Genomic DNA, 26,293 nt, shown 5'->3' with positions numbered 1-26,293 from the left:
TTGTTTCAGCTAGAGGAATACTGTCCATACCAAAAAATGGGTGAAACGTTACAGATGGGGTTAAAGGAGAGGTGGTATAAGGATAAGCCGCAGTACAAACATACTGCGGCCGTTATCAAATCAGTACTAAAGCGCACTTACTGATAGGTAAAAAGACTTATTGGTACTAAATGCCTAAAGCTTGACCACCACCAATTTGCAGTGTTTCTGCGGTAATGAATGATGCATCTTTACTTACCAGAAAAGAGATAGCAGAGGCGACTTCCTCTGGCTGGCCTAGGCGTCCAAGCATAATACTGTCTGCCCAAGAAGCAAATACTTCAGGCTTGGTTGCTTTGATTTGAGCATGGAATGGTGTATCGATAGTGCCAGGAGATACTGCATTGACTCGAACTCCTGCCGGAGCTAACTCTTTAGCTAAAGCGCGAGTTAATGTATGAACGGCGGCTTTTGATGTACCGTAAATACCTGCACCTGGACCACCTGCATTCCAAGCAGCGTTTGAAGTGAAGTTGATAATTGATGCGTTATCAGACTTTTTTAGAAATGGAATCGCTGCGCGTGATACGAAGAATGCACTATCGAGGTTTAAAGCCATGACTTTACGGAAAAAAGCAGTTTCCATACCTTCAATAGGACTACGACCACCAAGACCACCTGCGTTATTAACGACAACATCGATTTTGCCGTATTTTTCACCAATAGCATTGATGTTTTCATCGACGGCATGTTCATCTGTAACGTCAAAACCGTAGTATTCAGCCTCAATCCCTGCGTTATGTAGTTTGGAGACACACTCCGAACCTTTTTCATCTTCAATGCCGTTTAGAATGACCGTGTATCCATCCTGACCAAGACGCTTTGCCACTTGGAAGCCGATACCGCCAGTAGCACCAGAAATAAATGCAATTTTAGTAGACATAATGGTGTTCTCTCATGTTTGTAGAGTTGGAAAGGATTTTTCATTTAACATAGGGTATTATTGTAATACAAATGGTTTTAATAAACAGAGAAACACCAACAATGAGAAGTCGATCACGTACTTTTTTGAGATGCTGACTCATCCAGTGGCATATATCGACTTTTACGGTCGTGCATGATTTGTATCTAGTCAGGAGAATCGGGATATATAAACAATTGAGCATATAGCTGCCGGCTTAGCTCGTTGGGCTGAGGTTTGTTTCAAGTAGAAAGAAAGCCGATTAACAGTGGGTCTTTGTTGCCAAACTTATGATTTCATTTAGGCTTGCCAAGTGATGGTTGGAGAACTTTGTCGAGAGGTTGAGTTTTAAGCGGGTAGGGAACCTTTTTAGGATCTTAAGTTTTTCAAGGTCATTCTGAATAGCGAGGGACGAGCGTGATTTAGAATCTCTTGCCCGAGCATGCTGTTATGATATGTGGCCCCGTTTCGCCGAGCGTTATTCATCACCATTATTCTGAAGAGTCGAGTTAGGACCTATTGGATAATGATTTTGACTAAGCTGAGATAAAAATGCCCGCTAAATCAGCGGGCACTTTTGTTTGCGTCATTAATGATGCATGTGTTTTTCCATGTGGCCTTGTTTCTCAACCGCCATTTCCACTTCAACCTTACCTGCGTTTTTAAAGGTTAATGTCATAGGGAAGCGGTCACCCTCTTTAAGAGTTTGTGTTGGGTTAAAAATCATTAAATGGAAGCTGCCTGGTTTAAACAACACAGATTCATTGGCTGGAACGCGCACTTCGTCAATCTTAATCATTTTCATCACACCATCTTCTTTCTTATGCGTGTGAATTTCGACATGCCCTGCGATTGGGCTTTCTGCTGCGATCAATGCATCTTCACTGTCACCGTGGTTGGTTAATTGAAAAAAACCACCGATAACAGGTGCGTTTGGTGGCGCTTCGCGGCTCCATGGATGGTCGATATGAATTTTTCCTGCTTCATAATCGTGCGCTAAACTCAGTGGGCTAGCGATGACAGCAATAAGCGCGATAGCGGCGGTTTTAAATGATTTAAGCATGTGTTTTTCCTTTTGAATGAATAGCTTCTCTGAATGGACAACAAACAGAGTCATCGTTATTTTTGAATAAAGTTGTTAATGATTAGATGCCTGTTAGGCAGGAAAAACACTCGGCGGAGAGTGCTTAGGCGCGATGTGTTTGTAAACGAGCTTATCGCATTTTGAAAAGTGATAAGTCGTCAGTGCACACTTTACTCGGCGCAGCCAATGGATGGTTGTCAGGTAAAGCCCAATCGCAACCAAAAGAAAGAATTGAACAGCTTGAAGAAGCGGGCATTCAAACTGAAAGCCGTCGTGTAAGTTAAGATCTTGGATGAGCTTAGAAGAAGATTGAGCGTTAGCCTCAATCAACGTATTGATATCCACCCATTTGAAACCATCTGCGGTACACAGTAAAACCTTTTCACTTTGGACTTTGTTGAGCCAAGTTGTGCTGTGAACTTGTGTAGGGTTAAGAGCGGCTGTGGACGCTAAATACAACTGAAACAACACCGCGATAATAACCGCAATAGCGTGCAAGCGATGGTGTTTGTGCTGTATTAGAGTGTTTTCCATACAATTGAGTGCTTATCTTCTTCGGCGCGGGATACTAACAAATTAACCAAACAATGTAATTATCAGTTTACTAAAAGGTGATGCAAGTGTGCGTTATTTGTTTTATTGTCTATTTTTAACGCTTTAATGTCTTGATTCGGCTGACATTCACAACCTCCAATTCAACTTGTCAGTCTTGCCTAGTCGCTTTTGAAGATACCGAATTAATCTCTCTTATATGTTACTGAAGCTTCGGTTAGTGGGTGTCGTGGTGGTGTTTTTACATGCTAGATTTGGCTGATATCGATTCAAAATGCCCACCGAATCTTCACTTGTTTTCCATTAACGGAATTATGACAGTAATTTAATAAAGGATACGGTATTCTGCGCTCCTTTGTACATGCCAGAAACGTCCGTCCTACTTAGTAGGAGGGGCGATTAATCTTAAGAAATTTCTCAAATGAAATACGAACAACAGATTGGATATCGATACCCTAAAGGTCGATTTGCCATGGTGAGTGTATACGCATTCACTGGTGCTGCGATTTTAGCATCGACTATTTTTTCTCTATTGCTATTTTTGTCTATCGACGAAAATCCGATGATGCAAACCTTATTTGGTGGTTTAGCGATCATTTTTGAAGCGGGTAAATTTTACGCTTGGTATGAATACGGTGAGCGCCGAGCCCATCGCAACTACACAGGAGCAGCAACCGCTCTCGTGTTTTATTTAGTCTTAGCTGCGATTTCCATTGGCGGTAGTATTGGTGGCATTAATAGTGCAACCAATAGTGCACAAAGTCATATTTCGGTAGAGCAGGCGAAAGTGGAAGCGTTTAATCGTCAGATTGCGGCAATCGATAAGCAGATTGAGCTCAACAATATGGCAGCGCAGAAATACATCGAGATGGAGCGTATCGCGACTGGTGTAACTCGCATTCAGGATCAAAACAAAACCTTACGTGAAGAGCAGCAACGCTTGGCTATGGAGCGTGATAGTTTACCGCCAGTCACGCAAGGATCAGTGATTGGTTTAATTGATAGTCTAGCTAACGCATTTGGTACCACCTCTCAGCAAGCTCAGCTTGGCTTGGTTATATTTCTTTCGATTCTGTTGGACTTCTTTGCTGCATTTTTTGTTGGCTTGATTGGTGAAGAGCAACGGTTCCGATATTTCTATCGCAGAAATGAGGGCATGATATTGAAAACAGTTCGCGATATAGACCCAGCGCCTGCGGGTTATCTTCCTCATATAAAAGAGGAAGAAGAGCAAGAAATACCAGTAGCGCCGGAGCCAGAAGAACCAAAGGAACCGAAAACCTTGTTAGAGCAAGTTAGCGATGCACTTAAAACGCATCAAATTACGTGCACCAAAAAAGCCGTTGCTAAACAGTTTAGGCTGTCTGCGGAAGAGGTAGACAAGGTATTTGAAGAATTGGCAGAGCTCGGTTTAGTGGGGAAAAAAGCCAACCACCATTATCATTGGATAGGTGAAGCAGAGACCGCATAATTGGTTATCTATTAAAGTTCGGAAAGAGCGTCAATCGGCGCTCTTTTTTGTATTAGCTCCCCATGAACTCGTTGTTAATTGTTAAATAAACTATGAGCAGTTGGTGATACAAACTACAAATTCATTTGGATATAAGTTGAGGTTAGATTTGAGATGTCCGAGACGGCTAGATATTCACGAGCAAGGTATATGTGTTTCAATACATAAATAATTTTCTATCACGGTACAGCGAATAATTCCGACGTCTCAATAGAGGGTATGAACTATGCGCATTCAGACGTCCAAGAGCTCTAAATCCCCGAGTCAAAAGGCTCTCTTTTTTTCATTAAAGAAGTCATGATAGCGGTCTCGTGCTCGAGGGTGAACGTTAGAAGATATTCGAACCGGCCTTACTCGCCAGATCAGTTATTAATAAACCAATAATAAAATAGGCACCAATTTGATGCCTTTGGTGATAGCTGGACAACCCGATACCACTAATCTCTTTCTGACTTAAAACGATACTGTTCCGACAAGCAGACCAGAAGGCCAACTAAAGCTGAGACTAAAACTACACACACTTGGTAGCTGGTTTTCTCTACATTAAGATCGTTCAAAATCTCGGTAGTCGCAATCATAGGAAGCGTTACCGTGATCAACAAGCTAAATAAGCGAGAAACCCTAGATTTCTTTCCATGTCGCTTGGTATAGAAGTAATGCGCGTAATCCGAGTACATGATAAACAAGGAAACTAAAAGACCCAGTATCCAAAACATAGCTTACAAATCCTCTATTCCAAGCATGTTACGTCGTAACAACTCTTTCTTTGCAGCTAGCGCATCTGCCTCGTTAAAGCCTTTGAGTACACTAGCGAGAATAACAGCTACAAAAAATGCTCTCGCGCCAGCTTGTTGTGCAGTTGATGAGAGGCTGAGTTTTTTGAAAGTCTCTTCAGCGATGTGCACTGAAGCCATTTCTTTAATCAATGCAGCCCCTTGACCTTTTGATAGTGCGTATATAACAGCTGCCATAAAGCCGACCTCAAGTTTAATATCGATGGTGATAAACCATGTAGAAAGGAAATTTGCAACTGCTTTATGAGTATTAAAATACTGGCGCAGCTCACCATCTGATAGGCTCCAAGGGTTCCACATTGGCTTGGCAATACTTTGCGCTACCAGCATTTGAATCTTACCGAAAAATTTCGAATTCCCTAAAGCCTGTGCCTGCTCAAGGACTTTTCTTTGGTCGCGTCTATTGAGCTGTCGATACAAAATGACACCTGTGATTATAGGCAAAACCTTTTCTCTGTTGTTTCTGATGAAGTTCAAATCGGCATCTAAGCCTGTCAGTACCGCCAATTGAACTACAGGTTCGGCTTTTAGAGTCTGTTCACTATAACCTCTAACCATCGTTAAACCTCCTTTCTTCGATATATAGTATGTGTACAATATAGCCAAGTGACTTGTATGCAAGTTGTTACATTTCTCGTTAGGCTCAAAGTCTCAAAGTTAGGAGGAATTATTACTAATTTTTGAACTTGTGTAGTAAAAATAGTGTGTGGTCAAATGCAGGTTTTTGAATATGAAAAACCAAGATTAGACGTGTGCTTCAAACAACTGGTAAATCGCCACTTTATTCTAGGAAAATGTTTTCTACGCTCAAACATCTATGATGTAGGTATCAATCTTTATTGAGCTTTTTGGTTACGTCTTTCACCGTTTTCTTCTCTTTTTCCGGTGTCATTGCATCAACAGCTTTACCCGCCATCCCTTCATCTGGCAATTTGTCTTTTCCTGCATCAACTGCGGTATCTTTCAGTGCCTCTTTAGGCGTACAGCGCCCCCCAACACCAACCACGGCTTTTGTCGCAGCGGCTTTAGCTGCCTTTTCTGCATCGCAGTCAGGATCCATCACGCTAGCTAAGCTCGTGGCTGAACCAAAAAACAAGATTAACAAAATGAGGTTGCGTTTTTTCATAGTTGTCACCAATGTTGTGAAACATAGGTAAAGTGTAACGGAGAGTAAAGGCTTTGGCTGAGAATTTGTTGGTTTGAGCTTGGGAAGCAAAGTAAGGTGAAAAGAAAAAGTGCCACCGAAGTGACACTTTTTCTTAAGCGTAGAAGGGATTAGTAGTCGTAAACGTCTAACTCCACTTCACGGGCAATATTTCGCTCGTTAATGATCACACCTTCGACTTCGACACGAGCACCATTTAGGTTAAGTTCTTCAATGCCTTGGAAGCGTGTTTGTGCATCAATCACAACGGTGGTGTTACTTAGTACTTGATCAGCATCATTCTCACAATGCTCAATTTCAAACACTCTTGAATCAGCATCGTAGTTTGATACATAGCCTTCACATTCAAACTCTTTACCTCGCCATTGGTTGTCATTGTCAAACTCCAACTGCTCAAATTCGATGACGGTAGCGGTGCGTTTGCCATTTTTCATCACAGAGGTCACTTCTACTTCTTGACCTTGTTCTAGATTAGCTTTGCTACCATCCTCAAAGCGTGTTGCGTTATCAATGAAGAAGGCTCCTCGGTAGTTTAGAGAGAACTCACTATAATCCTTGGCAACCCAAGTCACGATACCTTCCACATCGCTGTCATTTTTTAGATCGTCGTAGTCTTCAACTTGTACCTCATGTGCCATGAAGATACCGTTTTGCATTTCACCTTCTACTTCCACCCATTGGCCGATGCTAAGTTGGCTAATGTTGTCGTAAGATACGGTTATATTTGTACCAAGCTCAAACGTGCCAGCATTTTCATCGATACTGGTAATACGGCCTTCCAGTTCGTAGTCGTTATCAATTACTGGGTAATCGTTATCTACGTCGAGTTCGACCACAGACAACACTCGATAACCCGCATCCGCAGTCGGCAAGGATGACACCATCACCCAGTCGTTGATCTCTATATCATCACTTAAACCGTCAAACTGCAGATCTACGCCGTTTACCGTAAATGTTTTCTTCACATGATCAATCGCTGTGACACGTCCTGTAATGGTTGGTTCAAGTGTGACTCGGACGCCATTGTTCGAAGCTTGCCGAATATCTGACCCCACGCGAACCACCATTTTTGGTTTTACATCGGCCAATTGCACTTGTGTGTCGTCATAAACCACCTCAGACACACGATACGTATGTCCATTGACGGTTAACGTGCTTTCTTCAGCGTTGACCGCTTCAACAGAGCCAATCGCTACACTTGGTTTCACTGCTGGTTGAGTTGATGTGCTATCGCTATTGCTGCCACCACCTGAACCACCACAACCAGACAATGCCAAACCTACTACAGAAATAAGAGCGAGTTTTTTCATTGTATTAACCTCAATTTACGAGCGAGTTTAGGAAATTGCCTGTATCTTATTGGGCATATCGTGAAGAGATCGTGAAGAAATGTGATTTTATGAAAATTTTAATTGTAGATGACAACCATAACGTCTCGGAGACGATTGCAGACTATCTTGAGCTAGAAGGCATGATTATCGATTGTGCGTTTCATGGAGAGGCTGCGATTAAGTTAATCGAGGAAAATCATTACGATGTAATCATCATGGATATCATGATGCCGAAGCTCGATGGCATCAGTACGGTACAGAAGCTTCGACAAGATAAGTTATGTGGAACGCCAATTCTCTTCCTAACGGCAAAAGATACGCTAGAGGACAAAATCGCGGCTTTTAAAGCGGGGGGAGATGATTATTTAATGAAGCCATTTGCGATGGAAGAGCTCAGTTTGCGTGTTCATGCTTTGGCTAATCGTGGTCCAAGACAAGATATCGGAACGCTCAAATTTGCAGATATTTGTTTAGATGCGCGGACAGGAAAAGTAACGAGAAAAGACAAAGAAATTAAGCTGAGTCGAATTCAAACTAAAATTTTAAAATTGCTCCTCCAACGTGCTCCAGGAGCGGTCTCGCGCACAGAAGTGATCGATAGTGTGTGGGGAGACGAACCACCCGGAAGTGATGCACTTCGTAGCCATATTTACGGTTTAAGAACCGCGCTAGACAAAGGTTTTGAAGAATCACGATTAGAGACTATTCATGGACAAGGTTACCGACTTAAAGCATAACGAATATCCAAGCATTTATCGCAAGATCCGTTGGGGTTTTGGGGTCATGACGTTTGTGATGTTTACTCTTTTTTGGTCGCTGATTTATGTGGCAGAAAACAAACTGGAAGTGCTGAGTTTACATCACTGGCTAGATACTGAAGCTGCGCTTTATAGTGAGAATTTCGAGAAACAGGGCTGGGATGCGCCATTGCCAAACGTATTGGAATTCAACTCATATTGGAGTGAAGCACCGACACCCGATTGGTTGCTCTCTTTTACTTCACCTGGTTTTTACGAATACCTGCTTGGTGAAGAAGATAAACACTTTGTTGTATTGAAACACCCCTCAGGGAAGGGGCTTATGTACATTGTGTTTCAAGATGACTCCGATGATTACTTGGACGAATACGAAAGCTCGCTGCATCAGTTTACGCTGCTGCTAGGTGGTTTGTTTTCATTTGTCATGGTTGGGTATGGTATTTACATGGTGCGAATATTGTCTCGGCCATTAGCGCAAATTGAAGACAAAATTAGCCAAATGTCACCGGATCAACCCGCTTTCCAAGTTGAAACTAAGTTCAGCGAAACACGCCAGATAGAGCAAACTTTGCTGGATAATAAAAACGATATCGCGGGCTATTTCAAACGAGAGCAAGAATTTAGCCGTTTTGCATCGCATGAGTTGAGAACGCCAATCATGGTGATTAGGGGCTCAACAGACATTCTGACGCGTATTCCTGATCAACCTCGAGTTGCGCAAAAAGCCATCACGAGGATGCAGTCAGCTTGTGACGAAATGCGTGTACTGACAGAGGCGTTTCTCTTACTTGGTAAAGAGAAAATAGAGCCTCAGCATTATGGAGAGCATCAGCTTCTCACTTGTTTACAAAAACAGTTGGAAGAGCTAGCTCCTTTATTTGCCAAGCAAGATTCGAATTACGCTTTGCACGAACAACATAGTGGTGTCGTGAAGGCACCAGAGAGTTTTGTGACCATTGTTATCAACAATCTGATTAAAAACGCCTTTAGCTATAGTGTGGGAGATATTGAAATTGAGTTGAAAGGTCATGCGCTTAAGATCCTAAACCGTCACGATGGCAACGAGACGTACAACGCTGGTTATGGTTGTGGGCTTGTTATCGTACAACGAATATGTGAACGGATGGGGTGGGCGTTAGTACTGGACGATGATGGTGTTCGATTTAGTGCAAAAGTGGAGTTCTGCTCTTAGCTTTGCGCGTATTGATTCAAGTGAGAATTAACGCTCTGGATTTTTCTTGTCGTACGCATCTAACCCGCAGTCAAACAAGAAAAAACTGGAATTTGGATTAGACTGAAGTTAGTGAAGCGGAAACTCGAGGAACCGTTATGCTCTCTTATCAGGTCAGCCGAAGTATTGAAATTAATAAGAATCAAAGTGAAATTATTGGCTATCTCAAGAACTTCAATAACTGGCCTAGCTGGTCACCATGGGTCATTCTTGAACCAAGCTGCGAGCTGACATTCAGTGATAATCAGGGCCACGTTGGAGCTGGTTATCAATGGAATGGTCAGCGTATTGGGACTGGCGCGATTGTACTGGAAAGTACTCAAGAGCATCGATTAGATATGGAGCTACATTTCTTTCGCCCAATCAAGAGCCATGGAAAGGTGACTCTAATCGTGACGCCGTCACAAAATGGCTGTTTAGTCGAATGGCAAATGCAATCTCGCGTCCCTTGGTATCTGTTCTTTCTGAAAAGTATGTTTAAGTCGATGATAGAGATGGATTATCAACGTGGGTTACGCATGCTTAAAAGTAAGCTTGAAACCGGACGAGTGCATTCAGACTTAGCCGAAATTGGTAACCGAACGTTGCCTCAAATTCATTACATTGGGATCAAGGGTGTGGCTAGCTTGCAGGAATTAGGTTCGGTAATTGAGAAGCATGTTCAGCAACTAGAACAGTTAATTAGTGACGAAACCCTATCCGTGAATGGTGAATTGTTTTGTTATTACGAGTCGATGGATATGCAGAAAGGAACATTCGAGTTTATCAATTGCTTTCCTCTTCATAACTCAGTACCAGCGCCTCAAGGGGCGGTTACTGGTACCATTCCTGAGAGTGAAACATTTGTCGTTGAACACCGAGGTGAATATCAGTTTTTGGGAAATGCATGGGCGTTAGCGATGAACTTGGTTCGTCAGAGTGGTATGAAAGTCAAAACCAATCCTTTAGGAATCGAACGCTACCTGAATAGCCCGAAGGAAACCACGGAAGAAGAGCTAAGAACGGAAATTATTTTGTTTAAGAAATGACAGGCGCAGGCGAGTAGGGTGTTTAGGTATCATACTAGTTATGCGAAATGTTACTAAAGAATAATAGCGTATCTGTTCCTACCCATAAAAATGCCTCAGCAATCGCTGAGGCATGGTTTTACAGGCCAACTTCTCTTGTTAGAGAATTATTGTGCACGGTATTTACCGCTGTTTAGTTCAATTTTAGACGCTTTTACCCGGCTGTCTGCATTTAAGTAGTCGCTAATACTTAGCAGATCTTGATCTTGAGATGCTTTTAACACCGCTGATTCCCCCTCTGCGAAGATAACTTCTAATTTTAACTCTTTGGCGACTGCTTTCGCTTCGTTAGGATTGTTTACGGTGATATAAACCAGTCCTGTGGCTTTGGATACGTTACTAAACGCATTCTTAAACACCTCATCACCCGCTTGAAGTTTTACGTCTTCAGATAGGGTTCTAACAGTGCCAGTTTGCACTTTTCGATAATCTTGGCCATTAATCTCAACCGCTTCTGATGGCACAAACAGTTCTGGTGCAGGTTGTTGAGAGAGCTGTTGCTCAGCGTATACACTCGACGTCATGATAACGAGAGCCAGCATAGAAAATGATTTGTATTTCATGTTATTGACTCCTTAGTGTCCAAATATGCGCATCGACCAGTTCTTAATAACACCGGGCTGAGCGTTGTTTGCCATCGGAACGTCATAGATGGTGGAAGAGTTGAAATATGCAATGTAAGAATAGACTTCATCGCCGTTCGTATCTATTGCTCGCAACGTCCATTCGCCTTTTGCATCTTCGCCATAAAATTGGTTAGACAACATTAATTGATCTTTGTAGCCTGTAATCGTTGGATCAAGAGATTGACCAACAAGACCATTGCGCGGTGTTTGCAAAACGGAACGAGTCCCTGATGGCGAAATGAGCTCGATAGCTAAGTCGGGCAGACGAGCGTGGTCCAATGTCAATGTCACTTGAACGGATTCTACTGTCAGCTCATCGGCAATGGCGATATTTGAAGAACCACCAACTAGACTTGCATCGGGTACACTTACTTCTGTAGCGCTATTAACCCATGGTGTAATGACTTGAGCTGGTAAAACACGATTCGTCATACGAGCACGTTGCATCGCTTCATCTAAATCTACAGCGCCGAAGCCATAAAAAGTATGGAAATCTACGCCTGCTGCGTTTTTCTGCCAAGGGGCAATGGCCTCGTAGCTAACCTGTTCGCCTTTATGGTTAGTAAATTCAAGCTGTACGCCTGGATGCGCTTTATCCGTTACTTTTGCTGTCTCCGCTAATAAAGCACGTACATCACGAGCAGAAAGTGCGTGGTTGGTTGACATTATTGCCGCGATGGCACCCGATGTGTTTGGCGCAGCCGATGAGGTTCCGTTCATCGTACTGGTATAGTTACAGTTCGGATCGAGCTCCGTTCCGCCGTGTAACCCATTAATGCCAAGGCCTTCACTGGTATTTTGCCCTTCTTCACAACCCATTAAATCAGTGGTGACCATAGCAGGGAAATCTTGCCCATATTCACCTGCTGGTGCTGCAACCCACACGTTCGAACCCACCGATGAGTAACTCGCTCTCGTACCATCCGCTCGCAGTGCACTAGTGACTAAATTGAAGTAATTGGCGTTATCATAAGACTGAGCAGAGTTGTGCATCGGTAAGCCTTGATTGTCTCCACCAGCAAAGAAGTTACTTGGCAATACGAAGAATCGCCCTGCATTGAAATAACGGTAACCATTACCTGCTGACTTTACAAATACAGCACCTCGACCCCAGGCGTTACTCTCGCTGACGTTTTTCATCACGTCCATTTCAAGTTTTAGTTGAGGGTCGCTTTCATCAAAAGTAATCGGGTTTATAGGGCTGAAACCGTAACTTTGGTTAAATACGCGAACATCACGTGTTGCTGGGTCCATGCCATGGGAGATTAACCAGCCTTCTAATGTCTGGTTGGCTAACCAGTTAAAACCGATGAGGGAAGAGAGAGAAGCGACACCGCGTCCGCCTTCACCGTTGTTGCCGACGGCGCTAATCAAACCGGCTACAGCAGTGCCATGACCATTAGTATCAACCGGATAACTTGGTGGGAATGAAGAGTCTTCGACGAAGTTTCTGCTACCTGTAACTATATTACCTGCAAGGTCGGGGTGATCGATCTGCACTCCAGAATCAATAACGGCAACTTTCACACCAACACCTGCAATCCCCATTGCCTGAGTGAGCTTAGTGTTTAAGTCGTTCCCAGCAACAGCAGGATTAGCCGCAAACGCAGTTTGCCCCGTGTTGTCTAAGTGCCATTGTTCAGAATAGAGTGGATCAAACGCCGAGACGGCAGGTGCAATGCCTACTGCCAACATAGCAGCAAATAGGCGATTAATGCGTATTTCCATTTTTGACCTCATGTCTTTGTTTGGAATTTTTTAGTTCCTGTTTCATATTCCGCTAACAGGAACAAACAAAGCTAACGACAAAGAATAAGGACGAAAACCATTTACAACTTGTTTACATTAAAAGTTCGATGGACAACATAAGTCTTTGTTAATTTACTGAAACCATGAGGTTTTTATATGTCGCATCGAACATGCATGAAAAGTGAAAAGCAGAAAATACGAGTGTACCGTCTGCTTCAAGAGGGGGGGTTATTTAGTTGGAGCGGGTTGAATAGTTGCCATTGGTTTCTTAGGTTCGGCTTTTTCCTTAGGCAGCACGTTATCAATCCACTTTTTAATGTACAACTTATCGAATTCTTTATCACACCACTTTTTGTTTAATCCACGTCGATTGAACTCAGCACCAATCGCCACTTTGGTTTGGTTGGTTGCACGGTTGTAGTAGAGAGTTTCACATAGTTGAGTGTTACTCATTTGCTGGGCATATACATTGACACTGCTGCTGCGCATTCCCAGTTGAGATGCTTGCTGATTACTACACGCCATAAGAAATAGAGGCGCAAAAGTAATAATGATTAGATTTTTTTTCATGTGTGCTTTTTTATGATGTAGGATGAATGATGAACTGGTTTCTACCAGCTTGCTTCGCATCATACAAAGCTTGGTCTGCCAAGAAAAACCACTGATCCCATTCTTGTTTAATTGTTTGTGCCGACAGTTTGTCCACTGCTCCAAGGGAAATTGTCGCGCTTAATGGTTTAGAGTCAACCACCAATGGCGTGTTTTCAACAGTATATCTCAATCGCTCCAAAAACTTAGCGCAATCTTCAGCTCGCTGTACTTCGAATAATAGGACAAACTCTTCTCCACCCCAACGAATGAGTAGGTCACCAGAGCGAGTGGATTCATTAAATAGCGTGGCAATATGAGTCAGCATTTTATCGCCAATATCGTGTCCATATTGATCATTAAAGGTTTTAAAATGATCAACATCTAAAACTGCTAAGGCAAATGTTCTATCTGGGCTTCTACGAGCCATTTTGTCCAGCCAAATGTGAAGATAGCGACGGTTATGCAGTTGAGTTAACGGATCGGTAGTATTTTCTTGAGTGAGTGCTTTATTAATACGTCTAACGCGCAGTACGTAACGAAAACCAACGACACCAATTGCCGTAATAGCGATAAAGTAGAACATTTCTCGATAGCGCTGCGAACGCAGTTCAGACGCTTGTAGCGCATTTTTTGTTTCTAGCAATTTGAGTTCTTTCTGGGCTAACTTAGCTTCGAGATCAAACTTAATGTTAATCATCTCTTCACCATGAATATGATGAGAAAACTCAGCCTCTAGCTCTCTTAATTGGGTTAAATAATGAAAAGCAGCTTCATAGTCATTAAGAATTTGATGAGCGTTTACCAGTACCGAAAGCATATCAATACGCTGACGCAGCTCTAATTCACTGGTTGATTTGGTTTGTTCTAGAACGTTAAGTGCTGTTGTAATAGCTTTATCGTATTGTTTGTTTGCGAGGTAAGCCTCTGCAAATGCCTCGTAACAAGACGTTTTTAGCATTTCTAGATTTTTTGGAATGGGCAGGTCAACGCAACGTTGTGCTACCATTAATGCATCATCAATTTTTCCTACCGAGCTCAACATTTGTGAAAAGCTGGATAAAGAGTGGTGCTTGACTGTGTCAGACCCCGTTTGCATTGAAAGTCGAATGGCTTCATTGAAATAATATTCCGCTTTTTTGTTATCTCCGAGGCTCGAGTGAACGATGCTAAGGTTTGCGTAGATAACCCCCATAAAAAAGCTATTATCGTATTGATATTCGCTCTCTAGGTAAGTGTCGAGAGCTTGCGTTAGGTAACTGTTGGCCCGAGCCCAATCTGATGCGTCGATGTAGACCGTCCCAATGTTGTTCAGTGTCATCGCGACTTGTATTTCAAACACTGTTTTTTCTAATAACTCATAGGCATTGCGATAATATTTTAGGCCACTGCGTAGTTGATTTCGAGATACTTCTAGATTGCCTAACCAGCGGTAAGCACGGCCTTCTAATGCTAGATAACCAAGATCACGGGCTGTAGAAACAACGTCATGGAGTAACAATTCTGCGTTCCAGTTATCGTCTTGCTCAATCATTGTTACAGCCTTATTGAGCTGTGCTTCAGCGACGACCCATTCCAAATGGTGCTTTTTACCGAATTCGATTAAATCGGGCATATCTTTCGGTAATGGAACACCTTCGTAACGCTTAAGGTACTTTCGTGCAAAGTAATACAGAGCAAGAGACTCTGCTGATGCATTCTGTGGCGTATTTAACTCATCTTTTTGAATTGATCGCGGCTTACCCATCGAGCGAAAGTAGAGTTTTAACATGGGCTTGCTTTCTGCTGAAATGTGTTCTTCCAGATAAGCTTGCTTTTCGGTACTCGCCAGTACGTTGGTCGGATGCAAGAAAAGTCCAAGTGCAGTACAAAGTGCGCAAGCCAGTTTTTTAATTGAGAAGTGCATGAGCGTATTAATAAAATGTGATCTCTTAGCCGAATACCAGTTAAGTCTACCATTTCTTGTTGGTTAAGTGCGGATGGATTCCCAGTGGTAAAGTGTTTTGGGAGTGAGAGACGAGAAGGCTCTCTATAATATTATGATTTATAAAACAAAATCTATTGAAAACTTATGCAATGATTAGACGATGGTATAGACAAGGTAACGATGACAGGTAGGCGAGCATATTGGGTGGACTCAATCTAATGATTCAAGCCGCGGATTCATCGCTCAAAATCATGGCGAAGTGTAAAAAATTACGTTTCTGTCATAAATATTTAATGTTTGTATGGGTTGTTAAAAAACTGGATATTAGACATAGTGTTATTAAGCCAATAAAAAATGGCTTTTATAATAAATAGGAGATTAACTATGCATAATGAAATGATTCAACCTTCGCACTTCGGTATTATCGGCCGGACCTGCATCGCTTCAGTACTTATGATTGCGGGTGTTTTCGCTCTTATTTAAGAGTCAAGGGTAACGATGATTACCTTTTAAAGAGTAAGAAAATTCAGGGAATCACCTTAACCTTGTGTAAGGTATTCCCCTGAAAATCCAAGCTAGTCTTTAGTTATTAGCTGAAGAAGCTAAAAATCAATGCACTTACCGCCACAATGCCTGCTGCTAGAACAAAGTAAGTAGAGACATTTCCTCGATATTGTTTCATCGCCTCGATTTTATACACCGCTAACATTGGCATAATAAATAAGATCATTGCAATAACAGGCCCTGACAATGCTTCCATCATACCAAGAATACTTGGGTTCATGATCGCCGCCGCCCAGATTGAGAAGAACAGTGCTGCCACGCTGATACGATCAACACGCTTCTCAGATAGGTTAAAATGCTTGGTAATTAAACCATTTAAGCTTTCACGCGCACCTAAAAAATGCCCAAGGAAAGATGAAGTGATAGCAACAAACGCTACTAAAGGACCAAGTGTTGCAATAAATGGATTATCGGTTGCGTTCGCTAAGTAAGACAATACGGATACGTTTTGTTCTTTTGCTTGAGCCAATTGTTCAGGTGACAGTGTTAGCACACAGGAAAATACAAAAATAAGAACAAAGGCAATAAGCATGATGCTAGTGCGACGAAGAATAACTTCGGATTTGGCATCTGCCTGCTTACCATAATGGCGACGTTGTACATTTGCAAAGCTTGAAATTGCAGCTGCGTGACTAAACGAGAAAATCACTACAGGAACTGCTAACCACATAGTGCTAGCAAAAGCTGACGCTTCTGGCATATCCATGACAGGCATGGTCCAGTTCGGTATTAAGTAAAATGATAGAAAGGCAAGAATGGCAACAAGTGGGAACACCATAATGGCAAAGGCCCGTAGCATTACTTTTTCACCCGCCATCATAATAGCAATTAGTGCAAACACTAGTACGCCAGAAAGCAAAGGTCTAGGTAAAGAAGCCATATCAGCCTGATTTACCATGAAGCTATCTACTGTGTTTGTTATTCCAACCCCATATATCAACAGGATCGGGAAGATCGAAAGAAAATACAGCAGTGAAATAGAACGACCTGCTTTTGCGCCGAAGTGCTCTTCCACTACATCAGTGAAGTCTGCGTTTTTGATCTTAGAAGATAGTACAAAACGAGCTAAGCCACGGTGCGCAAGATAGGTCATTGGAAAAGCAAGTACTGCCATCGCGACTAAAGGCCAAAAACCACCAATCCCAAGGTTAATTGGCAGAAACAGGATGCCTGCGCCAACGGCTGTTCCAAATAGGCTAAGAACCCAATGTGTATCATGTTTTGACCAAGCTGTGGTTGTGTTTATTTCACTAGGATTTAAGGCATTTCGAGATTCTTTCACTTTAAAACTCGCTTTTATAAAAATAATAATGCTGAAAATGGTAAAGGTTTTAGTGTTTATTATCACATGCGAAGCTTGGTGAATAATGCTGTGGATTTGGGGTGGTTGTAAATTATCCAACTATGAATTTTTTAATAAACCAGAATAAAGTTCTTAATTTTAATGATCTTAATGGTTGTATGTTTTGAAATTTTCATCTTGTATGGTTTTTGATTTTGCGGTTAAAACTTAATCACGGATGTATGTTCTAAGTGAGTTAGGCCTAATTTTCAGGAAGAATATTACATTTCTTAAGCACTTAATTGAGATGTTTGTGTCCCGTCATTTAGATGAGATTTAGGTATACTGCTGCCATTCATGTTAAAGAAGGAGTCATTGAATGGACATCTTGTCTGCGCAAAAAGAGGACTTATTTGCCATATATAAGCTCGAAAATACTTTATTTGGAGAACACGCCTATCCTCAATTTTTCTTTCGGCAAGCTTTTGATTGTTGGGGAGAGAGTTTACTGGTAGCAAAAGAGGGAGAGCAGGTCGCAGGGTATATATTGCTAACGACTAGCACAAATGCACATCAATATTGGATCATGTCATTGGCCGTCGATATTCAACATAGAGGTAAAGGTATTGCGCGTTCCCTCCTAGAAAACGTTATTGCGTCGTTGACGTTAGGCTCAAGCGTGAAATTGACTGTCGATCCTAAGAACCAACCTGCATTGTCTTTATACCTCTCCCTTGGCTTTAAAACGTTAGAAGAAGAAGCGCATTATTTTGGTGACGAAGAATCCAGGTTAGTTATGGAATTAGTAAAGTAATACTGCACGATAATGACCGAAATTTGCACACAATCAGTGCGTAGCATTACGTTGCTATAATTGGTTTTAAGCTAACCCTTTGTATAGTAAGGGTTTTTTATCTTGGCACCTCACTTGCTTTACATAAACGTTCATCGATAACTCGATGCGCCGCTCTTAATAGCAGGCGAGAGCGGTATAGGGTATTACTTTTTGAAAATGTACTAACAGCGTTAAAGGCATTGCTGCCTCTCTCGATTCGGGAGAGGCTTTTTTTTTTGCTAGTAAGTTGGGCTGAATCGCACTGGAGGTGTTATGTCGCAAGGATGCAAAAAAACCACTTGTCCCTATTGTGGTGTTGGATGTGGTGTCGAGGTCAATGCGAAAGGAATCGTTGGGGATGCGTGTCATCCTGCAAATGCGGGATCACTGTGCGTGAAGGGTGTCGCGCTGGCAGAGAGCTTGAATATGCCTTCGCGCTTGTTGTATCCAAAGCTTGTCACCAAGCAACGACCTCAAGGGCAAGAGGTGCAATGGAAACAAGCCACGGATCTGATTGCTGAAAAGATTCATCAAGCGAAAGCGGAGTTTGGACCGGATTCCATCGCGATGTACGTGTCAGGGCAGTTGTTAACGGAAGACTATTACGTCGCCAACAAACTCATGAAAGGCTATGTTGGCAGCGCAAACATCGATACGAACTCGCGTTTGTGTATGTCTTCGGCGGTTGCGGCTCATGTACGAGCATTTGGTGAAGATGTCGTTCCCGTCAATTACGACGATATTGATAAGACTGAGCTATTGATCATTTGCGGTGCTAATACCGCTTGGACGCACCCTGTTTTATTCCGACGTATTCAACAAGCGAGAGAAAACAATCCTAACCTCAAGCTGGTGGTCATTGACCCGCGTGAAACGGTCACCGCACAGCAAGCGGATTTGCATCTACCGATTAAAAACGATGGTGATGTGTCACTCTTCAATGGGCTGCTCAAGTTTCTTATTGAACAACAATTGATTGATTCTGAATACATAAATTCTTATACCGACGGATTTAATGCACTTAGAGAAGAAGTTTCTGATTTGCGTTACGATGTCACTAATTTGACGTCTTCCATTGGCATTTCAGAAGAAAAACTCACGACATTCTTCCAATGGTTTGCGCAAAGCCCAACCGCAATCACATTGTTTTGCCAAGGGGTTAACCAAGCCGAAAATGGTGTCGATAAAGGCAATGCCATTATTAATGCACATTTGGCGACAGGTAAAATTGCCAAGTCAGGTTGCGGGCCGTTTTCTATTACAGGTCAACCGAATGCAATGGGTGGGCGAGAAGTCGGTGGACTGGCAAATCAATTAGCGGTTCATCGTGCTTTTGACGCAGAGTCTATCGAGCAAGTGCAAGCGTTCTGGGATTCACCAGAAATTGCCACTCAGCCCGGTTTAAAAGCCGTTGAATTGTTTGAGGCGGTAGAACGTGGTGAGATTAAAGTTCTGTGGATCATGGCAACTAATCCTGTTGTCTCTTTGCCAGATAACCAATTGGTAAAACGAGCACTAAAGATTTGTCCGTTTGTGATTGTTTCCGATATCACAGCGGATTCGGATGTGGCGCATTACGCGGATCTGTTGCTGCCCGCCGCTGGTTGGGGTGAGAAGCAAGGCATGGTGACCAACTCTGAGCGTCGACTTTCAAGGCAGCGCCAGTTTCAAACGCCTCCCGGTGAAGCAAAATCAGATTGGTGGGCGATAAGCCAAGTTGGGCAAGCTCTGTGTGCATTGGAAAAGACACAAAATGGCTTTGCGTTTACTTCTGAGCGGGCGGTATTCAGGGAATATGCCGCGATGACAGGCATGAATGCAGATTCGCCATTGAAGCTAGATCTTTCTCAATACGCCAACTTAACCGAGCAAGAATACGAAGAGTGGGTGCCGACACAATGGGGAGGAGAGCGCCCTTTTGCTGATGGCGTCTATTCACACCCAGATGGAAAAGCGCGTTTTGTCGTGACCAGTGAATCTCCAACGCGCTTAGAAAGAACAAAAGGCTGGTGGCTCAATACGGGCAGGCAACGTGACCAATGGCATACCATGACGCGCACAGGGCATATCGCCCACCTTGCCGCCTCAGAGTTAGAACCAACCGTGTACATGAACACACTCTCTGCCACTCAAAATCGCTTAAAAGCAGGACAACTCACCAAGCTGTTTCAGCCTGCTTCAAACACCGGTATTTATGCCAAAGTTGCCATTGATGAAGGTTTGGGTTTTCAGGAGCTGTTTATGTCAATGCACTGGGCGGGTCGATATGGCGGTGAAAGCAGTGTTAATGCGATAGTAAACAGCGCAAAAGACCCTATTTCTGGGCAGCCTGCGTTTAAGTCATCTTATGTTGAAGTGCAAGAGGCGGCGGTAAAAACTTACGGTATGTTCATTGGTACACAGTTTGATTCCGGCAAGTTTCTCTACAGCGCATTTCAAGCAGAAAGTAATTTAGGCATCTGGCGCTTTGCACACGACAAACGACCAAAGAAGCAGAGTTTTTGTCGAACGGAAAAGAGCCGCAGGATTACGATAGATATTGCCCAAGGTTGGCTCGCGGTGGATTACGACCTTGTTGGAGACGTTCGTATCATTCGCTCTGTTTTAGTGGTGTCTAATGAACCGATTCAAACCGACTACACCAACTTTACCGGCTTGATTGGCAAACCGATGGAGCTATCGCAACTGCTTACCATCACTCAATCGCAAAGCAGTGCCAAACTGGTTTGTAGTTGTTTCCGTGTCACTGATAAACAAATACATGACGCGATGGAGAAACAAGACTGCACGTCACTGACTCAACTTCAAAACAAACTCAAATGCGGCACTAACTGTGGCTCGTGCGTTTCTCAAATCAAACAAATGGTCGACAGCCATCAGCATCAAAAGGGCAAACAGCAAGCGAACCAGCAAAGTCTGGCGATTCAAATAAAGTAAGTCATAAAGAGGATAAGCACATGGAAGCGCCTTATCAAAAGTCTTGGTTTAAGAAAGGACAAGCGAGTCAGAATCAAGAACGCTCGTCTCGCTTTTCTAAGCATGACCAAGCAAGCAAACTGAACCAACTCTTAGAAGACCATTCACTAGACCTCGACGCGAACCACAAAGGTTTTGTGTCGATAGTCGGAGCAGGGCCGCACGATCCTGACTTGTTAACGGTAAAGGCTGTAAAAGCGATTATGTCGGCAGAGGTTCTGTTGTACGACCGTTTGGTTAACAAAGATATTTTGGAGTTGGCTTCGCCACAAGCCGATTGGATTTACGTGGGCAAAAGATGCGGACAACCCAGTATTGGTCAGGAAGAAATTTGTGACTTGATGGTATCGCTCGCTCAGCAAGGAAAGCGAGTTGTACGCTTAAAAGGGGGAGATCCTTTCGTATTTGGCCGTGGAGGTGAAGAGGCGTTAGCACTCGTCAAACACTCAATCGCTTACGAAGTCATCCCCGGCATTACCGCTGCGATTGGATGTTCAGCAAACAGCTTGATTCCGCTGACTCATCGTGGCGTTGCTCGCAGCGTTACCTTTGTGACAGGGCAAGTGGTAACAGGCGCATTTGAAGCGTGGAGTCAACTGATGCAAAGCGGACAAACGTTAGTCTTCTATATGGGGTTAGAAAAGTCATCGCAAATACAAACGGGTTTAATAAGCTCTGGTTTGAGAGCAGATTTCCCTGTCGCGATCATCACTCATGGGTGCAGCCCTCAACAACAAGTGCACGTTACACAACTCAATCAGCTCAATGATTTATCGATTACACTTAAAGGCGTGAGCCCAGCATTGATTGTGATGGGAGAAGTTGTCAAACTGCGCGAACAACTAATAGAAACCGTACAATCAGTGACGGAATACGAGGGAATATGAGCAGCATTTTGGAATGTATTAGAACAGTCGGTCGTGGCGAACGTGGTAGAAAACCACTGAATTTTGACCAAGCGTTTCGAGTTATGGATGAATACCTAAACGGTGAGTGCGACGACGATCAGATGGCAATGTTATTGATGCTGATCCGCGTACAGAACGAGACTCAACAAGAAATCGCTGGCTTTGTGAAAGCATTCCAATCCCGCATGCCAGCTATTGGTGCAGATATTGATTGGCCATGCTATGCGGGCAAACGTGAAGCGGCAGGTCAGCCTTGGCATCTGTTGGCAGCGAAAATCCTTGCCGATAATGGCCACAAAGTGCTGATGCACGGCTATCACGACCGTCAATCTGGACGTTTACACGCTGAAGACTACCTCGACAAATTTGCTATTACGAAAGCGGAATCAGCAGAAGACGCAAAGCGTGTATTAGAAACACAAAACATTGTGTATCTACCGCTAAGTTCGTTTGCACCCCAAGCCGAAAGCATGATCGGTTGGAAGAATCGCTATGGGCTTAGAACGCCGATTAATACCGTGGTTCGTGCATTGAATCCGGGGCAGGCGACGGTTGGTATTCGTGGTAGCTTCCATCCTGGATTCCAACAACTTCATGCTGAAGTTGAATTCGAGATTGGTCAAACCGCTCACGCCGTTGTGTCATTCAAAGGACAATCGGGTGAGTCAGAATACAACCCGAAAGTAAGCCAAACGGTATGGTTAAGCCAAACAAGCGGCGTGACATCGCACTACTGGACGGAGCAAATGCTGTCTGAGGTGCGAATGCCTGCGAATTGCCCATTTGGGACGTCAGAAGACGACATGAATCAAATGGCGAATACGGTTCTTGCCACCATGACAGTGGTGCTATTTGCACAAATTCACGACAGAGAAAAAGCATTCGAACGTGCCTTCTCTTACTGGCAAGTCTATTGTGGCCAACAATAACGCACTATTGTCAATTAATGTAAAACCAACGACGCAAAGTTGTTGAATCTGAATCCGTTATCTATTGTTTGAAGAAGGTAAAAGATCCTAGCTCGCCAATGATGTGTTTCACCACCTTGCTCCGTATCAGAGTGGTGAAACCGCAGTTTTAGCCTCAATCGCGTTCGTTTTTAGCTTCGCGTTTGAGAATGAGAAAATCCCATATGGTAAGACACAGAGGACATGGATAATGGTTCTAAAGCATACCACTCCTAGTGAAAAGGCTTCTCATCCGATCCCGCAAGAAGCCTTCGATTGGTACGACGAATACGCCCACGGAAAAATCACGCGCCGTGAGTTTCTTAATAGGCTGGGTGGCCTTGCTGTGCTCGGCTTTAGCATGACAGCACTGGTCGATGCGTTAACCCCGAATTACGCACTCGCAGAACAAGTTTCATTTAACGATCCTGACATCAAAGCAACTTACGAAACCTTCCCATCTCCAAATGGGCATGGAGAGGGGCGTGGTTATTTGGTGATGCCACAGAAGAAGACCTTAAAATCGCCGACTGTGTTGGTGATCCATGAAAACAGAGGTCTGAACCCTTATATCAAAGATGTCGCAAGACGACTTGCAAAGGACGGCTTTATTGCTTTCGCTCCAGACGCGCTTTATCCACTCGGCGGCTATCCGGGGAACGACGATGAGGGGCGCGCCATGCAGAAAGAAATGGACAGAGCCAAGATCGAACAAGACTTTATTGCAGCCGCGAACTTCCTCAAACAATACGAGGGTGGAAACGGTAAATTGGGCGCGGTTGGATTCTGCTTCGGTGGATACATTGTCAACATGCTTGCCGCGGTAATACCAGAAGAGCTCGATGCAGGTGTGCCTTTCTATGGAACACCAGCGGCGCAAGAGATCCAAAAGCAAGTCAAAGGGCCACTGATGATTCACTTTGCAGGGCTCGATAAGCGTGTTAACGACACATGGCCTGATTATGAGCAGCAATTGATCACGACCGACGCACAGTATCAAGCGTTAATGTATGAAAACGTCAACCACGGTTTCCATAACGACTCAACGGCACGCTACGCACCGGAAGAAGCAGCGCTCGCTTGGGAACGTACACTCGGCTTCTTTAAAGAACATCTCGCCTCTAGTTAAAACGCTTCAACCTTAGTTGGCACATTCCTTGTTATGTCTCTCTTAGTGAGTGAGATATAAACAAGGAATGTGCATGACTCAATCAACGTCAAAAACACCTATCATAGTATGCTGTGACAGCCTCCAAGAGCAGGCTCGATTGTCCGGCTTATTGAGCAAAGATTACGACAACATCATGGGTTGCCAATTGGCACAACTAGAAACGTTAATGCAACGAGAACCGTCAGCAAGCGTTGTGGTTGGATGGCAGCAACCAACCGCGGAACTGCGTTTGATCGTCGATTTCTGCCGCAGAAAATCGGCACCACTTCTTATCGTCTTAAAGCAATTATCATCCAATGATATCAATCGGTTATCAGAAAAAATGGACTATGTACTCATGCCGCACGATAGTGAATTTGCACTTCAGCCTTGGATTGAACATGCGACATTAGTGAGAGCGAAATTCGAAAGTATGCAATCGGAAATTGAATCGCTGACCCACAAGATTGAAGAGCGCAAGCTGGTGGAAAAAGCCAAAGGTCTGCTGATGAAGATGCACAGCGTTGATGAAGAACAGGCTTATAAAGCGCTTAGAAAATCCGCTATGCAATCGAGCCAAACGCTCGCACAAGTTGCCAAGAATTTGATAACTACTTTGGAAGTACTTGATTAGTTTTTCTACCACTTTGGGGTTGGGGTGCATTTTCTAACGTGGTGCGTGTTGCACTATCAGCAAGCAATAACAGGGAAAAATAAACGGTAGAATATACTAATTTATTGTATTTACTGTAAAAAATAAGTTGGCACAGTAATTGGATTAGTAGAATTGGGTTTATTGTTGAATCGCTTATCTCAATTATCAACGGCGGTAATTGTAGACTTAGCAACGGCGCTACTGCTCTTCGGAGTAGTGGCGCTTTTTTTATGGGAGCAAACCAATGAAATGGAGTTCGATGCTGAAAGTGTCAGCAATTTCGTTATCGGTATTCACCACGGTCAGTGTAAAGGCAGAGTTGGGTGAGCCAGAAATTGAAGATCTGAAGTTTGGTTTTATTAAGTTAACCGATATGGCACCGCTGGCGGTTGCTTATGAGAAAGGCTTTTTTGAAGACGAAGGCTTGTACGTCACTTTAGAAGCACAAGCAAACTGGAAGGTGCTATTAGACCGAGTCATCGATGGTGAGCTTGCTGGCGCGCACATGCTTGCTGGTCAGCCATTGGGCGCAACGATTGGTGTTGGCACAAAAGCAGAAGTGATTACTGCGTTCAGTATGGATTTGAACGGCAACGCAATCACGGTTTCCAATGATACTTGGGAGCAGATGAAGCAATACATTCCAAAGCAACCAGATGGCAAGCCAGTTCACCCAATCAAAGCGGATGCACTGAAGCCTGTGGTCGACAGCTATCTGGATAAAGGCAAACCGTTCAACATGGGGATGGTGTTCCCTGTATCGACGCACAACTATGAGTTGCGATACTGGTTAGCGGCAGGTGGGATTCATCCAGGTTTTTACGCACCAGACTCAGGCGATAACAGTGGCCAGTTGGATGCTGACGTTCTTTTGAGTGTTACACCGCCACCACAAATGCCAGCAACAATGGAAGCGGGCACGATCAAAGGGTACAGCGTAGGCGAACCATGGAACCAACAAGCCGTATTCAAAGGTATTGGTACGCCAGTCGTGACCGATTACGAGATCTGGAAGAACAACCCAGAGAAAGTGTTTGGTGTTTCCAAAGCTTGGGCTGAGAAGTATCCAAACACGCACATTCGCGTAGTGAAAGCCTTGATTCGAGCGGCACATTGGTTGGATGAAAACGACAATGCCAACCGCCAAGAAGCAGTGAAGATGCTATCAAAAAGCGAATACGTTGGAGCCGATGCCGAAGTTATTGCTAACTCGATGACGGGCACATTTGAATACGAGAAAGGCGACAAACGAGACGTGCCAGACTTCAACGTGTTCTTCCGTCATAACGCCACTTATCCGTATTACAGCGATGCGATTTGGTACCTGACCCAAATGCGTCGCTGGGGACAGATCTCAAGCGAGAAATCCGATGATTGGTACATGGATGTCGCAAAAGAGGTTTACCGACCGGACATTTACCAACAAGCGGCTCAAGCACTGGTTGAAGATGGTGTGTTGAGCAAAAAAGACTTCCCAGATTTTAGTGCTGAAGATGGTTTCCGTGCGCCACAAACACACTTTATTGACAACATCGTTTATGACGGTCGCGAGCCAAATAAATATCTAGAGAAGTTCTCTATCGGGCTTAAAGGAAAAGACAAGGTTTAACCATAACGATAAACGCCACAGGCGAGGGGATTCGCTTGTGGCAAC

General features: G+C 43.6%; 23 protein-coding genes. 11 read left to right on the top strand and 12 right to left on the bottom strand.

Features of this window, described 5'->3' with window-relative positions; all coding sequences use genetic code 11:
- Positions 1-166: 166 nt before the first annotated feature.
- From R7P74_RS04080 to R7P74_RS04070, 3 genes are all read right to left on the bottom strand, one after another.
- Positions 167-922, bottom strand: coding sequence for an SDR family NAD(P)-dependent oxidoreductase (locus R7P74_RS04080; protein ID WP_154203895.1), 756 nt, complete (start codon positions 920-922; stop codon positions 167-169).
- A 607-nt stretch (positions 923-1,529) separates the two neighbouring features.
- Complete coding sequence (locus tag R7P74_RS04075) at positions 1,530-2,003, bottom strand: copper chaperone PCu(A)C (protein ID WP_053349958.1); 474 nt, start codon at positions 2,001-2,003, stop codon at positions 1,530-1,532.
- Between the two features lie 93 nt (positions 2,004-2,096).
- On the bottom strand, positions 2,097-2,558 hold the full coding sequence (locus tag R7P74_RS04070; RefSeq protein ID WP_053349957.1) for a hypothetical protein: 462 nt from the start codon (positions 2,556-2,558) through the stop codon (positions 2,097-2,099).
- A 439-nt stretch (positions 2,559-2,997) separates the two neighbouring features.
- On the opposite strand from R7P74_RS04070, the gene R7P74_RS04065 reads away from it, so the two are divergent.
- Positions 2,998-4,047 (top strand): Preprotein translocase subunit SecY, encoded by a 1,050-nt coding sequence (locus tag R7P74_RS04065; RefSeq protein WP_206949039.1) that lies wholly within the window; start codon positions 2,998-3,000, stop codon positions 4,045-4,047.
- 476 nt (positions 4,048-4,523) lie between these two features.
- Here the strand turns inward: R7P74_RS04065 and R7P74_RS04060 are convergent, their stop codons facing one another.
- From R7P74_RS04060 to R7P74_RS04045, 4 genes are all read right to left on the bottom strand, one after another.
- Complete coding sequence (locus tag R7P74_RS04060) at positions 4,524-4,802, bottom strand: hypothetical protein (protein WP_080996836.1); 279 nt, start codon at positions 4,800-4,802, stop codon at positions 4,524-4,526.
- A gap of 3 nt (positions 4,803-4,805) precedes the next feature.
- Complete coding sequence (locus R7P74_RS04055; protein ID WP_225473152.1) at positions 4,806-5,438, bottom strand: hypothetical protein; 633 nt, start codon at positions 5,436-5,438, stop codon at positions 4,806-4,808.
- Positions 5,439-5,709: 271 nt separating this feature from the next.
- A complete protein-coding gene (locus R7P74_RS04050; protein ID WP_017634219.1) occupies positions 5,710-6,006 on the bottom strand; it encodes a hypothetical protein in 297 nt (98 codons plus the stop codon).
- Between the two features lie 149 nt (positions 6,007-6,155).
- Positions 6,156-7,355, bottom strand: a complete 1,200-nt coding sequence (locus tag R7P74_RS04045) for a DUF5666 domain-containing protein (protein WP_225473151.1) — start codon at positions 7,353-7,355, stop codon at positions 6,156-6,158.
- A gap of 89 nt (positions 7,356-7,444) precedes the next feature.
- Here R7P74_RS04045 and R7P74_RS04040 point away from each other — a divergent pair, with 89 nt between their 5' ends.
- The 3 genes from R7P74_RS04040 to R7P74_RS04030 all read left to right on the top strand — a co-directional run bounded on the left by R7P74_RS04040 (position 7,445) and on the right by R7P74_RS04030 (position 10,393).
- Positions 7,445-8,113, top strand: coding sequence for a response regulator transcription factor (locus R7P74_RS04040; RefSeq protein WP_225473150.1), 669 nt, complete (start codon positions 7,445-7,447; stop codon positions 8,111-8,113).
- Positions 8,085-9,326, top strand: a complete 1,242-nt coding sequence (locus R7P74_RS04035) for a sensor histidine kinase (RefSeq protein ID WP_318122695.1) — start codon at positions 8,085-8,087, stop codon at positions 9,324-9,326. Before R7P74_RS04040 ends, R7P74_RS04035 begins: the two co-directional genes overlap by 29 nt.
- A 137-nt stretch (positions 9,327-9,463) precedes the next feature.
- Positions 9,464-10,393, top strand: coding sequence for an SRPBCC family protein (locus tag R7P74_RS04030; RefSeq protein WP_318122694.1), 930 nt, complete (start codon positions 9,464-9,466; stop codon positions 10,391-10,393).
- A gap of 146 nt (positions 10,394-10,539) precedes the next feature.
- Here R7P74_RS04030 and R7P74_RS04025 read toward each other — a convergent pair whose 3' ends face one another.
- From R7P74_RS04025 to R7P74_RS04005, 5 genes are all read right to left on the bottom strand, one after another.
- Positions 10,540-10,995, bottom strand: a complete 456-nt coding sequence (locus tag R7P74_RS04025) for a hypothetical protein (RefSeq protein WP_025767689.1) — start codon at positions 10,993-10,995, stop codon at positions 10,540-10,542.
- Between the two features lie 12 nt (positions 10,996-11,007).
- A complete protein-coding gene (locus tag R7P74_RS04020) occupies positions 11,008-12,786 on the bottom strand; it encodes a S8 family peptidase (RefSeq protein ID WP_238967135.1) in 1,779 nt (592 codons plus the stop codon).
- Between the two features lie 249 nt (positions 12,787-13,035).
- The gene (locus R7P74_RS04015) at positions 13,036-13,377 is read right to left on the bottom strand and encodes a hypothetical protein (protein ID WP_017820239.1); all 342 of its coding nucleotides are present in this window, start codon (positions 13,375-13,377) and stop codon (positions 13,036-13,038) included.
- A 10-nt stretch (positions 13,378-13,387) separates the two neighbouring features.
- Complete coding sequence (locus tag R7P74_RS04010) at positions 13,388-15,301, bottom strand: tetratricopeptide repeat-containing diguanylate cyclase (protein ID WP_086047335.1); 1,914 nt, start codon at positions 15,299-15,301, stop codon at positions 13,388-13,390.
- A gap of 610 nt (positions 15,302-15,911) precedes the next feature.
- Positions 15,912-17,168 (bottom strand): aromatic amino acid transport family protein, encoded by a 1,257-nt coding sequence (locus R7P74_RS04005; protein ID WP_086047610.1) that lies wholly within the window; start codon positions 17,166-17,168, stop codon positions 15,912-15,914.
- A 379-nt stretch (positions 17,169-17,547) separates the two neighbouring features.
- Between R7P74_RS04005 and R7P74_RS04000 the strand changes: the two genes are divergently transcribed.
- The 7 genes from R7P74_RS04000 to R7P74_RS03970 all read left to right on the top strand — a co-directional run bounded on the left by R7P74_RS04000 (position 17,548) and on the right by R7P74_RS03970 (position 26,248).
- On the top strand, positions 17,548-17,982 hold the full coding sequence (locus R7P74_RS04000) for a GNAT family N-acetyltransferase (RefSeq protein ID WP_017634213.1): 435 nt from the start codon (positions 17,548-17,550) through the stop codon (positions 17,980-17,982).
- A gap of 294 nt (positions 17,983-18,276) precedes the next feature.
- Positions 18,277-20,940 carry a nitrate reductase gene (locus R7P74_RS03995; protein WP_262634114.1) on the top strand — a complete coding sequence of 888 codons (2,664 nt, stop codon included), beginning with the start codon at positions 18,277-18,279 and terminating at the stop codon, positions 20,938-20,940.
- A 20-nt stretch (positions 20,941-20,960) separates the two neighbouring features.
- Positions 20,961-21,866, top strand: a complete 906-nt coding sequence (gene cobA, locus R7P74_RS03990) for a uroporphyrinogen-III C-methyltransferase (RefSeq protein WP_262634113.1) — start codon at positions 20,961-20,963, stop codon at positions 21,864-21,866.
- Positions 21,863-22,816, top strand: a complete 954-nt coding sequence (locus R7P74_RS03985) for a glycosyl transferase family protein (RefSeq protein ID WP_262634112.1) — start codon at positions 21,863-21,865, stop codon at positions 22,814-22,816. The genes cobA and R7P74_RS03985 overlap by 4 nt, the downstream gene beginning before the upstream one ends.
- A 229-nt stretch (positions 22,817-23,045) precedes the next feature.
- On the top strand, positions 23,046-23,963 hold the full coding sequence (locus tag R7P74_RS03980) for a dienelactone hydrolase family protein (RefSeq protein ID WP_318122693.1): 918 nt from the start codon (positions 23,046-23,048) through the stop codon (positions 23,961-23,963).
- A 73-nt stretch (positions 23,964-24,036) separates the two neighbouring features.
- Positions 24,037-24,618 (top strand): ANTAR domain-containing response regulator, encoded by a 582-nt coding sequence (locus R7P74_RS03975; protein WP_009703132.1) that lies wholly within the window; start codon positions 24,037-24,039, stop codon positions 24,616-24,618.
- Positions 24,619-24,883: 265 nt separating this feature from the next.
- On the top strand, positions 24,884-26,248 hold the full coding sequence (locus R7P74_RS03970) for a CmpA/NrtA family ABC transporter substrate-binding protein (protein WP_318122692.1): 1,365 nt from the start codon (positions 24,884-24,886) through the stop codon (positions 26,246-26,248).
- The last annotated feature ends 45 nt before the right edge of the window (positions 26,249-26,293 follow it).

The organism is Vibrio sp. 2033, from assembly GCF_033339735.1.
This window is presented reverse-complemented; position numbering and strand designations above follow the sequence as displayed.

What these genes read in the sequence shown, in the direction of transcription:
- R7P74_RS04080 (WP_154203895.1), bottom strand. Translation starts at nt 922, where the DNA reads ATGTCTACTAAAATTGCATTTATTTCTGGTGCTACTGGCGGTATCGGC.
- R7P74_RS04075 (WP_053349958.1), bottom strand. Translation starts at nt 2,003, where the DNA reads ATGCTTAAATCATTTAAAACCGCCGCTATCGCGCTTATTGCTGTCATC.
- R7P74_RS04070 (WP_053349957.1), bottom strand. Translation starts at nt 2,558, where the DNA reads ATGGAAAACACTCTAATACAGCACAAACACCATCGCTTGCACGCTATT.
- R7P74_RS04065 (WP_206949039.1), top strand. Translation starts at nt 2,998, where the DNA reads ATGAAATACGAACAACAGATTGGATATCGATACCCTAAAGGTCGATTT.
- R7P74_RS04060 (WP_080996836.1), bottom strand. Translation starts at nt 4,802, where the DNA reads ATGTTTTGGATACTGGGTCTTTTAGTTTCCTTGTTTATCATGTACTCG.
- R7P74_RS04055 (WP_225473152.1), bottom strand. Translation starts at nt 5,438, where the DNA reads ATGGTTAGAGGTTATAGTGAACAGACTCTAAAAGCCGAACCTGTAGTT.
- R7P74_RS04050 (WP_017634219.1), bottom strand. Translation starts at nt 6,006, where the DNA reads ATGAAAAAACGCAACCTCATTTTGTTAATCTTGTTTTTTGGTTCAGCC.
- R7P74_RS04045 (WP_225473151.1), bottom strand. Translation starts at nt 7,355, where the DNA reads ATGAAAAAACTCGCTCTTATTTCTGTAGTAGGTTTGGCATTGTCTGGT.
- R7P74_RS04040 (WP_225473150.1), top strand. Translation starts at nt 7,445, where the DNA reads ATGAAAATTTTAATTGTAGATGACAACCATAACGTCTCGGAGACGATT.
- R7P74_RS04035 (WP_318122695.1), top strand. Translation starts at nt 8,085, where the DNA reads ATGGACAAGGTTACCGACTTAAAGCATAACGAATATCCAAGCATTTAT.
- R7P74_RS04030 (WP_318122694.1), top strand. Translation starts at nt 9,464, where the DNA reads ATGCTCTCTTATCAGGTCAGCCGAAGTATTGAAATTAATAAGAATCAA.
- R7P74_RS04025 (WP_025767689.1), bottom strand. Translation starts at nt 10,995, where the DNA reads ATGAAATACAAATCATTTTCTATGCTGGCTCTCGTTATCATGACGTCG.
- R7P74_RS04020 (WP_238967135.1), bottom strand. Translation starts at nt 12,786, where the DNA reads ATGGAAATACGCATTAATCGCCTATTTGCTGCTATGTTGGCAGTAGGC.
- R7P74_RS04015 (WP_017820239.1), bottom strand. Translation starts at nt 13,377, where the DNA reads ATGAAAAAAAATCTAATCATTATTACTTTTGCGCCTCTATTTCTTATG.
- R7P74_RS04010 (WP_086047335.1), bottom strand. Translation starts at nt 15,301, where the DNA reads ATGCACTTCTCAATTAAAAAACTGGCTTGCGCACTTTGTACTGCACTT.
- R7P74_RS04000 (WP_017634213.1), top strand. Translation starts at nt 17,548, where the DNA reads ATGGACATCTTGTCTGCGCAAAAAGAGGACTTATTTGCCATATATAAG.
- R7P74_RS03995 (WP_262634114.1), top strand. Translation starts at nt 18,277, where the DNA reads ATGTCGCAAGGATGCAAAAAAACCACTTGTCCCTATTGTGGTGTTGGA.
- cobA (WP_262634113.1), top strand. Translation starts at nt 20,961, where the DNA reads ATGGAAGCGCCTTATCAAAAGTCTTGGTTTAAGAAAGGACAAGCGAGT.
- R7P74_RS03985 (WP_262634112.1), top strand. Translation starts at nt 21,863, where the DNA reads ATGAGCAGCATTTTGGAATGTATTAGAACAGTCGGTCGTGGCGAACGT.
- R7P74_RS03980 (WP_318122693.1), top strand. Translation starts at nt 23,046, where the DNA reads ATGGTTCTAAAGCATACCACTCCTAGTGAAAAGGCTTCTCATCCGATC.
- R7P74_RS03975 (WP_009703132.1), top strand. Translation starts at nt 24,037, where the DNA reads ATGACTCAATCAACGTCAAAAACACCTATCATAGTATGCTGTGACAGC.
- R7P74_RS03970 (WP_318122692.1), top strand. Translation starts at nt 24,884, where the DNA reads ATGAAATGGAGTTCGATGCTGAAAGTGTCAGCAATTTCGTTATCGGTA.